General features: G+C 70.5%; 9 protein-coding genes. All 9 read right to left on the reverse strand.

What is annotated here, in order from left to right:
- Positions 1-9: 9 nt before the first annotated feature.
- Positions 10-3,177, reverse strand: a complete 3,168-nt coding sequence (locus VD972_RS08815; protein ID WP_324983754.1) for an efflux RND transporter permease subunit — start codon at positions 3,175-3,177, stop codon at positions 10-12.
- Entirely contained in the window at positions 3,178-4,335 is a 1,158-nt protein-coding gene (locus tag VD972_RS08820; RefSeq protein WP_324983757.1) for an efflux RND transporter periplasmic adaptor subunit, read from the reverse strand.
- On the reverse strand, positions 4,332-4,883 hold the full coding sequence (locus VD972_RS08825; RefSeq protein WP_324983761.1) for a hypothetical protein: 552 nt from the start codon (positions 4,881-4,883) through the stop codon (positions 4,332-4,334). The genes VD972_RS08820 and VD972_RS08825 overlap by 4 nt, the downstream gene beginning before the upstream one ends.
- The gene (locus tag VD972_RS08830; protein ID WP_324983763.1) at positions 4,880-6,124 is read right to left on the reverse strand and encodes a TolC family protein; all 1,245 of its coding nucleotides are present in this window, start codon (positions 6,122-6,124) and stop codon (positions 4,880-4,882) included. The genes VD972_RS08825 and VD972_RS08830 overlap by 4 nt, the downstream gene beginning before the upstream one ends.
- Positions 6,125-6,253: 129 nt before the next feature.
- On the reverse strand, positions 6,254-7,279 hold the full coding sequence (locus tag VD972_RS08835) for an inorganic phosphate transporter (RefSeq protein WP_324983766.1): 1,026 nt from the start codon (positions 7,277-7,279) through the stop codon (positions 6,254-6,256).
- Position 7,280: 1 nt separating this feature from the next.
- Positions 7,281-7,907 carry a DUF47 domain-containing protein gene (locus VD972_RS08840; protein ID WP_324983769.1) on the reverse strand — a complete coding sequence of 209 codons (627 nt, stop codon included), beginning with the start codon at positions 7,905-7,907 and terminating at the stop codon, positions 7,281-7,283.
- A 191-nt stretch (positions 7,908-8,098) separates the two neighbouring features.
- Positions 8,099-8,995, reverse strand: a complete 897-nt coding sequence (locus VD972_RS08845) for a peptidoglycan-binding protein (RefSeq protein WP_324983772.1) — start codon at positions 8,993-8,995, stop codon at positions 8,099-8,101.
- A gap of 129 nt (positions 8,996-9,124) precedes the next feature.
- Positions 9,125-10,519, reverse strand: a complete 1,395-nt coding sequence (locus VD972_RS08850; RefSeq protein ID WP_324983775.1) for a sigma-54 dependent transcriptional regulator — start codon at positions 10,517-10,519, stop codon at positions 9,125-9,127.
- Positions 10,516-11,536 (reverse strand): HAMP domain-containing sensor histidine kinase (locus tag VD972_RS08855; RefSeq protein WP_324983778.1); only part of this gene is annotated, 1,021 nt, incomplete at its 5' end. The genes VD972_RS08855 and VD972_RS08850, both read right to left, overlap by 4 nt.

The raw sequence follows: 11,536 nt of genomic DNA on the forward strand, positions 1-11,536 counted from the left end.
TGGCTTCTCTCATGCCCTCCCTGGCAGGGTGCTCTCCGAGGAAGAGGCCAGCGCCTGCCCCTCCTCCTCACGAGCAGCCTGCTTGCGCGCCAGGTACCTCTCAAGGGCCGGGCGGCCGAATCGATAGAACACCGCGGGCGTGACGACCATGTCGAGGAGCGTCGAGCTCACCAGGCCCCCCAGGATGACCACCGCCACCGGGTGGAGGAGCTCCTTGCCGGGCTCGCCCGCCGCCAGCGCCAGCGGCACCAGCGCCAGCCCCGCTGTCAGCGCCGTCATCATCACCGGCACCAGTCGCTCCAGCGAGCCGCGCACCACCAGCTCCGGACCGAAGCGCTCGCCCTCCACCTCCACCAGGTGGAGGTAGTGCGAGATCATCATGATCGTGTTGCGGCTGGCGATGCCGCACAGCGTGATGAAGCCCACCAGCGTCGCCACCGACAGTGTGCGGTCCGTCAGCAGCACCGCCGCCACGCTGCCCACCAGCGCCAGCGGGATGTTGAGCATCACCTGGAGCACCAGCCGCATCGAGCGGAAGTGCGAGTACAGCACCAGGAACATCCCCCCGAGCGACACCAGCGACAGCAGCGCGATGAGGCGCGTGGCGGACTGCTGGCTCTCGAACTGCCCCTCGTAGGCGATCGTCGCCCCCAGGGGCAGCTTCACGCGCTCGGCGACGCGGGCACGCACCTCGTCCACCGCGCTGCCCAGATCCCTCCCCGCGACGTTGGCCATTACCACCACGCGCCGCTGCAGGTGATCGTGGTTGATGAGGTTGGGACCCCGCGTCTCCACCACCTCCGCCACCGCCGACACCGGCACGCGCGCCCCCGAGGGCGTGTCCACCAGCGCCCGCCAGAAGGACTCCGCGCTGGCACGCGCCGTGTCGTCGTAGCGCACAAGCACGTCGAAGGTCCGCTGCCCCTCCAGCACCTGCCCCACCACCACGCCGTTGAAGGCCCTCTCGAGCTGCTCGGCCATGGCGCCCGGCTGCACGCCCAGCCGCGCGGCCTCCTCTCGCTTCAGCCGGATCTGGAGCTGCGGGATGAGCGTCTGCTGCTCCACCTGCAGGTCCACGATGCCCGGCACCTCGGCCATCACCTGGCGCACCTCCTCCGCCTTGGCGCGCAGCACCTCCAGGTCTTGCCCGAAGATCTTCACCGCCACCTGCGCGCGGACGCCGGACAGCAGGTGGTCCAGCCGGTGCGAGATGGGCTGGCCCACGGACACGGAGATTCCCGGGAGCTGCGCGAGCCGGGCCCGCATGTCCGCCAGCACCTCGGCGCGCGGGCGACCTCCCTCCTTGAAGTCCACGTCCAGCTCCGAGTAGTGGACGCCCTCGGCATGCTCGTCCTGCTCGGCGCGGCCCGTGCGCCGGCCCACGGTGCTCACCTCGGGCACCGAGGCGATGAGCCGCTCGGCGAGCAGCCCCAGGCGGTTGGACTCCTCCAGCGCGGTGCCCGGCGGCGCCAGCACGTTCACCGTGGCGGTGCCCTCGTTGAACTGAGGGAGGAAGCTGCGCCCGAGAAAGGGGACCGTGGCCACCGCCGCCAGCACCAGCACCGCAGCGCCCGCCATCACCATGCCCGGGTGCGCCAGCGACACCTCGTAGAGCCCTCGCGCCCGCCGCTTCAGGGCTCGCACCAGCGCGCTGTCGCCGTGCTCCAGGAAGCGCGCCTGGGGCAGCAAATACGCGCACAGCACCGGCGTCACCGTGAGCGACACCAACAGCGAGGCGAGGATGGAGACGATATAGGCCACCCCCAGCGGCGCGAACAGCCGGCCCTCGATGCCACCCATCGCGAACAGCGGCAGGAAGACGAGCACCACGATGAGGGTGGCGAAGACGATGGAGTTCCGCACCTCGGAGGACGCGCGGTAGATGACTCGCAGCGCGGGCTCGGGCCGCTCCTTCTGGCGGTTCTCCTTGAGCCGCCGGTGGACGTTCTCCACGTCGACGATGGCGTCGTCCACCAGCTCGCCAATGGCCACCGCCAGCCCGCCCAGCGTCAGCGTGTTGATGGAGAGCCCGAAGGCCTTCATCACCAGCGCTGTGATGACAAAGGACAGCGGGATGGCCGTGAGCGTGATGGCCGTGGTGCGCAGGTTGGCCAGGAAGAGGAACAGCACCACCACCACCAGGATGGCGCCGTCTCGCAGCGCCCCCTCCACATTGCCGATGGCGGCCTCAATGAAGGCGGCCTGCTCGAAGAGGGTCGCGACATGCACGTCCCCTGGCAGGGTACGCCGCAGCTCCTCCAGCGCCTCCTTCACCTTCCCGGTGAGCTCCAGGGTGCTCGCTCCAGGCTGCTTCTGCACCGCGAGGATCACCGCGGGCCGCCCGTTCATCCCGCCATCCCCGCGCTTCACCGCTGGCCCTGCCTTCACCTGGGCTACCTGGGAGAGCCGCACAGGCACCCCGTCCCGCACGGCCACCGCCGTGCCCGCCAGATCCTCCACGGAGGCGCTGCGCGCCAGGTTGCGCACCAGGTACTCGCGCCCCCCGCGCGTGACGAAGCCACCCGTGGTGTTGCCTTGCGACAGCCCCGCGGCCTGCTCCACCTCCTCGAGCGTGAGCCCAAAGGCCAGGAGCTTCTCGGGATCCACCAGCACCTGGAGCTGCTTCACCCCGCCACCCATCACCGTCACCTGCGCAACGCCTGGGATGGTCAGCAGGCGCTGGCGGAGGATCCAGTCGGCCAGCGAGCGCAGCTCCAGCGGTGAGGTCTGGTCTCCCTCGCTCTGCACGCCCAGCAAGAGGATCTCCCCCATGATGGAGGAGACCGGGGCCAGCTGCGGCAGCGCGTCCCGAGGCAATGCCTCCCGCGCCACCTGGAGGCGCTCGGCCACGAGCTGCCGATCCAGATAGATGTCCGTGCCCCAGTCGAACTCCACGTAGACGACCGAGAGGCCCACGCCGGAAGAGGAGCGTACGCGCCGCACGCCGGGGGCCCCGTTCATCGCCACCTCGATGGGACGGGTGACGAGCGCCTCCACCTCCTCCGGGGACAGGCCCCCCGCCTCCGTCATCACCGTGACGGTGGGCCGGTTGAGATCCGGGAACACGTCCACCGGCAGCCGCGTGACGGCCCAGCCGCCATAGAGGAGCACCCCCACCGCCGCCAGGACGATGAAGAGCCGGTGCCGCAGCGAGAAGAGGATGATGCGATCCAGCACCTAGCGCCCTCCCCTCACGGCCTGGAGCGTCCCCACCCCCTGCCTCACCACACGCTCGCCCTCCTTCACGCCCTGGCGCACCGCGCGCCACTCGCCATCCCGGACGCCGAGCACCACCTCGCGAAGCTCGAACAGCTCGGGCGCGGTGTGGATGAAGACGAAGGCGCGCCCCTCCTCTTCCATCACGGCGGACTCGGGCACGGCGAGCACCTCCTGGAGCCCTCCCGCGCCGATGGCCACATCCACGAACATGCCCGGCCGCAGGCGCCCCTCGCGGTTGTCCAGCTCGAAGAGGACGCGGATGCTGCGGGTGCCTTCATCCACCACCTGCCCCACGTGGTACAGGCGCGCGGGGAAGTGCTGGCCCTCGTACGCCGCGCTGTGCACGAGCGCGCCCGTGGCGGTCTCCACCCGCGCCATGTCGTTCTCGTAGACGCGGGCCTCCACCCAGACGACGGCGGCATCCAGCACGGTGAAGAGCGGACGCGACGGATCCACCTGCTCGCCCACCGTGGCCCGAGCCTCCACGAGCACCCCGTCGATGGGGGCCGTGAGCGTGAAGCGCGCGGTCCCCTGGCCCTGGCGGGCGCCGGCCAGCACCTCCCGGGCGGAGCGGGCGCTGTTCACCTCCTGCTCTGCGGTGCGCACGGCGAGCACGGCCTGCTGGACCTCCTTCTCGGCGACGACGCCTTGCAGGGACTCGAGCCGCGCCAGATCCCTTCGGGCCTGCTCCAGGGCAGCCTGAGCGCGGGCGGCCTCGGCCTCAGCCTGGATGAGCTCGGTGGAGAGGCCCGTGGCCTCGGAGGCGGAGAGGCTCTGCTGGACGGTGGCGAGCACCTGGCCCTTCTTCACCCGCTGGCCCACGAGCGGCATGGCGCTCCCCGAAGCGGTGACGAGGCCAGGAACGGGCGAGGACACCTGGGCATAGCGATCCGTCCGGGGCAGGACCTTGCCGGGAGCGACGAGGCGCGCCTCCATCGGGCGGACCCGCGCGCGCTCGGTGCGGATCTCCAGCAGGAACTGAGTCTCCTTCGGGACGGAGAAGGCCGGACCCGCTGCGGCGGGCGTGGCGGGGATGCTCCCATGCTCCGCTCCTTCATGGCCCCAGGCCACCGCCGCCACGAGCAGCACCGCGAGGCCGTGCCTCCATCGGGTCATGGCATCTCTCTCCGCATCCGTCGAGCCCTCACCCAGGCCCCGAGCGCCAGCACGCCCACTGCGGCCACCCCACCCAGCAGCCACCCCACCGATGAGCCACCGCCATGGCCCATGGAGGATTCCTCGGGCTCCAGGTGCACCACCCCGAGCGCGAGCACGTCCACGACCTCGCCCCGGGTGATGGTGGCGACAGCAGCGAGCTCAGCTCCCAGGGGCAGGTCGGCCTCCACCCGATACGCACCGGGCGAGTCCATCCTCGGCGTCAACGCCTGCACGGTGGACCCGGTGAGCGTCAGCTCTAGCTGCGCGCCCGAGACTGGCGCGTTGGTGTCTGCCTCCGCGACGAACATGCGCAGCGGCGTCCTTCCGCCCTCGCCATGCCGTGGGTGCTTGAGCACCACCTCGAAGACACCGCCGGTCGCCGCCAGGACGTGCTCCTCGCCCTGGGGGGAGCTCACGGCCGGAGGCGTCTTGCCATGGTCCTCGCCTTCGTGAGCCAAGGCCGGCGCGGCCAAGAGCCAGCTCAGCAGGCACGCCAGGCGTCTCATCGAGGGGCCTCCCCCGTGGGCAGGCGGTTGGAGGCGCGCAGGAGCGCGGCACGGGCCCGAGCGAGCGCCGCAGTGGCGTCAACGGCCTCTCCTCGCGCCGCATGGGCCCGATCCCTCGCGAGCAAGAGCGCATCCAGGCTCAGCTCTCCGACCTCGTAGGCACGCTGCACAAGCGACAGGTTGCGCTCGATCCCAGGCAGCGCGGCGGTGAGCGCGGCCTCCGCGGTCCGAGCGGCCTCATAGCCCTCCCGTGCCGAGACCCGCTCCGCCTCCACCTCGCGCTCGAGGCCCTCGCGCTCCGCCTCACGCGCCGCGTGCCGGGCCCGCGCTCCCGCGAGCTCCCCCTGGTTGCGGTTCCACAGCGGCAGCGGCACGGACAGACGCGCCACCACCATGGACGCCGTGTGCAGATCAGGCCCCGTGGCGTGCTCCTCCCGCCGCTTCTCCTGCTCGTACCCGAGGCTCACGGTGGGATCGGGGAAGCGCTCGCGACGCAACAGCGCCACCTCCGCCCGAGCAGCCGCTGCTTCCGCGCGAGCCGCCTCCACCTCCGGCGGCTCCGCGTGTGTCTCCGCGGGCACAGCCACGGCTCCCAGCGTGAGCGACAGGGGCGCAGTGGCGGGCCGCCCCAGGAGCCTGTTCAGCAAGGCCCGAGCCGAAGCCATGTCGGCACGGCTCTGCGCGACACGCGCCTCGGCCCGAGCTCGCTCCAGCGCTGCCGAGTTGCGATCCAGCTCCGGGACATCCCCTGCCGCGAAGCGCCTCGCCGCGGCCTCCTCTAGCGACCGTGCCGCCGCGAGCACCTCCTCCGCAAGCCTCACGAGCGCCTCGCGCCGCACCCACTCCGCCGCCGCGTCCGCGGCCTCGCGCGCCACGCGCAGCTCCACCGCACGCCGGCGGGCCCGCGCTGCCTCCAGCGCTGCTTCCGCCCGCTCCACCCTCAGCCCCCGCTGCCCGGCCACCTGAAGCTGCTGGCTGATCATGAGGGCGAGCTTCCGCTCCCCTTGGGCCTCGGTCACGGCGTCGGTGCCGTACTCCACCTCTAGAGAAGGGTTCTCCCGCACCCACCGAGCATCCGCCGCCAGCTCACCCTCGGCGCCCCCCTCTTCCGCGCGCGCGGCGGCCACCTCGGGGCTCGTCGCCAACGCGTCGCCCACGACGCGCTCCAACGTCCAGGCTGCGCCCTCCACACCGGAGGCGGTAACCAAGACGAGGGAGAGGGTGGTGGCCACAGCGAACATGCCCCCACCCCATCGCAAGTCGCGTACCCGCCCAGAGTCCCGTCATTTCAAGCGCTTGCGCCCGGCTTGGCCCTGCCAGGTGTGACCGTTCACATCACACTGTGACGACCCTGTGCGATTGCACGCGAGCTACCCCACCAGCCGCACCACCACCCTGGTGATCCCGTAGACCAGCGCGGCCGTCAGCGCGGCGGCGGGGATGGTGAAGACCCAGGCCCAGAGGATGCGGCCGGCCACGCCCCACTTCACCGCGCGCCAGCCCTTGGTCGTGCCCACGCCCACGATGGCACCGGTGATGGTGTGCGTGGTGGAGACGGGGATGCCCAGCTTGGCCAGGAAGATGATGGTGACGCCGCCTCCCGTCTCCGCGGCGAAGCCGCCAATGGGCGCCAGCTTCGTCAGGCTGTGGCCCATGGTCCGGATGATGCGCCAGCCGCCGAAGAAGGTGCCCAGGGCGATGGCCGCGTGGCAGGAGATGATCACCCACCAGTCGATGTGGAACTCCCGCTCCTTCCAGATGGTGCCGAAGAGCACCACGGCGATGATGCCCATGACTTTCTGGGCGTCGTTGGTGCCGTGGCTGTAGGAGAAGATCGCGGAGGACACCAGCTGGAGCCGCCGGAACCATGTGTCCACCTTGAGGGGCGTCTGGCGGTGCACCGTCCAGGTGCTTGCCAGCATCATCAGCGTGCCGAGCGTCAAGCCGATGAGCGGCGAGAGCACGATGAAGGCGACGATCTTCAAGATGCCCGCACCCACCAGCCCCTCGAAGCCGAGCACCGGCAGCGTGGCGCCGATCATCCCCCCGGCCAGTGCATGGGACGACGAGGAGGGCAGCCCCCACCACCACGTCAGCAGGTTCCACGCGATGGCGCCCATCAGCGCGGAGAAGATGACCATCAAGACAAACGTCGGGCCCTGGGCCTTCAGCATCTCGAAGTTGATGATGCCCTTGCCCATCGTGTTGGCCACCTGCACGCCGCCGCCGAACGCCGCGATGAAGTTGAAGAAGGCGGCCCAGGCCACGGCCAGGTTCGGCGACAGCACGCGCGTGGACACCACCGTGGCGATGGAGTTCGCCGCGTCGTGGAAGCCGTTGATGAAGTCGAAGATGAGCGCGACGCCGACGATGATAATGACAGCCGTGAGCAGCATGTCAGGAGTGCTCCAGGACCACGCCCTCGATGATGTTGGCGACGTTCAGGCACTTGTCCGTGGCGGTCTCGATGAGATCGTAGATCTCCTTCCACTTGATGATGGTGAGAGTGTCCACGCCGCTCTTGAAGAGCCGGCCCATGCCCGCGCGCAGCGCCTCGTCCGCCTGCGTCTCCAGCTTCTTGATCTCCCTGCACCCGGCGAGGATCTGCTCTGGCTTCTTGATGAGCCGCAGCGCCGCGACGACTTCCCGGACCTTCTCCGCCGACTGCACCAGCAGCCGCGCCAGCTCCGTGGCGTCCGGCAGGCTGGACTGGATCTCGTAGTAGTGGAGCCGGGCCGCAGCCGCGTTCGTCAGATCCAGCACGTCGTCGATCCGGCCCAGCAGGGTGTGGATCTGGGTGCGATCGAACGGGGTGATGAACTGCTTGTGAAGCCGGTTGAACGCCCGGTGCGTCACCTCATCGCCCTTGTGCTCCACATCCTTGAGCGCCTGCACCCGGGCGGCCACGTCCCGGTAGTCGCTCAGGAGGGCGTACAGCATCTTCGCCCCCTCCACCGTCACTGCACACTGGGCGTCGAAGTCGTCGAAGAACTCGTCGGACTTGGGCATCAGCTTCTGGAGCATCCGGCCTCCTGAGCACCCACCTGGGCGGCGGGCGCGGAAAACAGCAGGAGGCCGTGACACGCACGGAGCGCTCCCGTTGCGGGGCCGTGACTATCTCACCTGCAAAGAATCTCCAGTGCTCAGTGCGGGGGGGCCGGATTACACACGGGTTGAAACCGGGAGCCGGGTGGACGGCTCCCTCAGAGCGCTGCCTAGCCCTTGAACGTCCAGTGCCAGTACTCGCCGCGCACGTCGTTCTGGAAGCCGTACTTGCCGGCGTTGTTCTTCAGCCAGTTGTAGGCCTTGGTGTTGTAGCCACCAACGCCTCCGATATCCATGGAGATGCCGCCCTGGTGGTTGGAGTAGCCCGGCTTCGCGGCGAGGTTGCCCGTGCCGTTGAGGTACTTCTGATAGAGCACGCGCTGCTCTTCCATGGAGCGGAAGCCGCTGGTGGCCGACAGGTTGACGCCAGCCGAGCGCGCCGCGGACTGCATCGCCAGGAAGTTCTTCGCCGCGTCCGCCCGCATGTACTTGCCGTTGCCCACCGGCACCACGGTGATCGTGGAGGGCCGGCCGTTGTGGTACGCCGTCACCTGCTTGCCGCCCGCGGGCGTGCCCGGGTTGGACACTCCGCCCGAGCGCAGCGCCGCCCACGTCTGGGGGCCCACCACGCCGTCCGCCGCGAGCCCACGGGAGGCCTGGAAGCTCTTCACCGCCGCCTGCGTCCTCGGCCCGAAGTCCCCGTCCGCCGAGACGTTGTGGCCCTTGCTGCGCAGCAGGTTCTGCAGCTCCGTCACCGCGCCGCCCTTCGCACCCAGGCGCAGGGTGGGCGAGCCCGCGGAGGGCGCCGGAGCCGCGCGCAGCGCCGCCCACGTCTGGGGGCCCACCACGCCGTCCGCCGCGAGCCCACGCGAGGCCTGGAAGCTCTTCACCGCCGCCGTCGTCTTCGGCCCGAAGTCCCCGTCCGCCGCGATGTTGTGGCCCTTGCTGCGCAGCAGGTTCTGCAGCTGCGTCACCGAGGCTCCCTGGGAGCCCTGGCGGAGCGTGGGATCGCTGCGGGCGGCGAAGCTGGTGGCTTGAGTGGCGCGAGCGGCGCTGATGGCGGTCATGGGCAAAGACTCATTTCTTGGAAAGAGAGAACCTGCCCATTTATCCGTCCATGTAGGCCAGAGTTGCTTTAGGGCCTACATTTCGATCGACATGTTTTCCTGGTTTTGCGACGCAGTGCGAAACCCCAGTCATTCCGAGTGCTTGAAGTCCTCGGAGCGGACGGCGTAGCGCTTGAGGAGTCGGTGGAGGCTCTCGCGCTCCATGCCGGCACGCTCGGCCGCGTGCGTCACGTTGCCGCCGAACTCCTGCATGAGGGCCACCAGGTACTCGCGCGACACGGCGTCCCGGGCACTGTCCACGGCCTCGCGGTACGGCAGCTTTGCCAGGCTCTCCGCGGGCAGCGTCCCGCCCACCCCCTGGCCCAGCTCGGGGGGCAAGTCCTGGAGGAGGATGCGCGGCCCCTGGGCCACCGCCACCGCGCGCGCCACCGCGTTCTCGAGCTGGCGCACGTTGCCGGGCCACGCGGAGCCCACCAGGGCTCTGAGTGCCTCCGGAGTGAAGCCCTCCAGCGGGCGCCCTCCCCGGGCCAGGAAGTGCATCGCCAGCAGCGGGATGTCCTCGCGCCGCTCTCGCAAAGCGGGCATCCGCACCGTGAAGACGTTGAGCCGGTAATAGAAGTCCTCTCGGAAGCGGCCCGCGGCTACCTCGGCCTGGAGCTCCCGGTGCGTGGCCGCCACCACCCGCACGTCCACCTTCACGGGCTGGGTGGTGCCCACGCGCCGCACCTCCTTCTCCTGCAGTGCGCGGTTGAGCTTCACCTGCATGGCCAGCGGGAGATCGCCCACCTCGTCCAGGAAGAGCGTCCCGCTGCTCGCCTCCTCGAAGAGGCCGGGCTTCGCCACCGTGGCTCCCGTGAAGGCCCCCTTCGCATGGCCGAAGAGCTCGCTCTCCACCAGCTCCGCCGGCAGCGCGCCGCAGTTCACCGCCACGAAGGGGCCGCCGCGCCGCGTGCTCTCCGCGTGCACCGCTCGTGCTGCCAGCTCCTTGCCTGTGCCTGTCTCGCCCGTCAGCAGCACCGTGAAGTCCCGCGCGGCCCCCTGCGCCAGCAGCGCGCACGTCTGGCGAATCGCGGCGCTGGCGCCCAGCAGCCCGTGGAAGTCCGGGGCCGCTGCCAGCTGCTCCTTCAGCCCCTCTGCTTCACGCCGCTGCCGCCGTCGCTCCAGCGCCCGCGCCACCACCAGGGCCACCTCGTCCGGATCGAACGGCTTGGCCAGGTAGTCGTACGCGCCCTCGCGCATGGCCTCCACCGCCTTGGGGACGCTGGCGTACGCCGTGACGAGCACCACCTCCGTGGCGGGCCACCGGCGCTTCACCTCGCGCAGCACCGCGAAGCCGTCCGCGCCGGGCATCTGGATGTCCGTCACCACCACGTCGAACTCGCGCGAGGCCACCAGCGCCAGCGCGCGCTCCCCATCCGCCGCCGTTGTCACCGCGTAGGCGTCCCCGAGGATGCGCGAGAACAGCTTGAGCATGTTCTCCTTGTCATCCACCACCAGGACGCCAGGCCGGCTTGGCTGCCTCATGCTCCCTCCCCGGCCGGTGGCAGGTGCAGCGTGAAGCGCGCCCCGCCCAGCGGCCCTGTGTCCGCTTCAATCCGCCCGCCGTGCGCGTGGGCGATCGCCTGGCTCACCGCGAGCCCCAGCCCCGTCCCCGAGGACTTCGTCGTGAAGAAGGGCTCAAAGAGGCGTGGCCGATCCTCCAGCTTCACTCCGGGCCCCGAGTCCGACACCGCCACGCTCGCTCCTCCCTCCGTGCGGGGCTCGATGCGCACCTTCACGCGGCCGCCCGCGCCGGCCGCCTCGGCCGCGTTCTTCACCAGGTTGGTGAGCACCTGCCGCACCCGCTGCGGGTGGGCAAACGCCGACGCATCTCCCTCCACGCGCACCTCCACGCCTCCGAGCCGAGCCGCCTCCTGGAGGCGCGCGACAACTTCATCACAGACCTCGCGCAGTGCGAGCGGTTCCACCGCGACCCGGCCCGGCCGAGCCAGATCCAGCAGCCCCTCGACGATCTGCTGGCAGCGGACCGCCTCCTCTTCCACCACCTTGAGATCCTCCGCGAGCGAGCCCTCGGCCTTGCGCTGGAGGAGGCGCACGTACCCGAGGATGACGCCGAGCGGGTTGTTGATCTCGTGCGCCACACCCGCCGCGAGCCGGCCGATGCCCGCGAGCTTCTCATGCTGGACGAGCTGCTCCTGGTGCGCGCGCAGCGCCTCTGTCATGCGGTTGAACTGGGCCGCCAGCCGGCCGAACTCATCTGGTGCGCCCTCGGGGATGCGCGTGTTCAGGTCTCCCTGGGCGAGGCGTGAGGCGCCCTCCGTCAGCCGCGCCACGGGCCGCGCCACCGAGTTGCCGATGTAGAGGCCCACGCCCGCCGCGAACAGGGTGGCTCCGCCGAGGAACAGCATGGCCCAGAGGAAGCTCGCGTGCTCCACCGCGCCCACGTGCTCCTCGAACGAGCCGATGGACGCATCGAACCGTCGCGCCAGCGCATCCGCGCGAGCCTGGATGGTGGCGACCAGCTCCAGCGCGTGCCCGTGG

It is taken from the genome of Hyalangium sp. (assembly GCF_035629615.1).
Lineage (GTDB): Bacteria > Myxococcota > Myxococcia > Myxococcales > Myxococcaceae > Hyalangium.

Bases quoted from the DNA above. Each gene is read 5' to 3' on its own strand.
- VD972_RS08850 (WP_324983775.1), bottom strand. From the start codon at position 10,519: ATGAGGCAGCCAAGCCGGCCTGGCGTCCTGGTGGTGGATGACAAGGAG.
- VD972_RS08840 (WP_324983769.1), bottom strand. From the start codon at position 7,907: ATGCTCCAGAAGCTGATGCCCAAGTCCGACGAGTTCTTCGACGACTTC.
- VD972_RS08835 (WP_324983766.1), bottom strand. From the start codon at position 7,279: ATGCTGCTCACGGCTGTCATTATCATCGTCGGCGTCGCGCTCATCTTC.
- VD972_RS08830 (WP_324983763.1), bottom strand. From the start codon at position 6,124: ATGTTCGCTGTGGCCACCACCCTCTCCCTCGTCTTGGTTACCGCCTCC.
- VD972_RS08820 (WP_324983757.1), bottom strand. From the start codon at position 4,335: ATGACCCGATGGAGGCACGGCCTCGCGGTGCTGCTCGTGGCGGCGGTG.
- VD972_RS08825 (WP_324983761.1), bottom strand. From the start codon at position 4,883: ATGAGACGCCTGGCGTGCCTGCTGAGCTGGCTCTTGGCCGCGCCGGCC.
- VD972_RS08845 (WP_324983772.1), bottom strand. From the start codon at position 8,995: ATGACCGCCATCAGCGCCGCTCGCGCCACTCAAGCCACCAGCTTCGCC.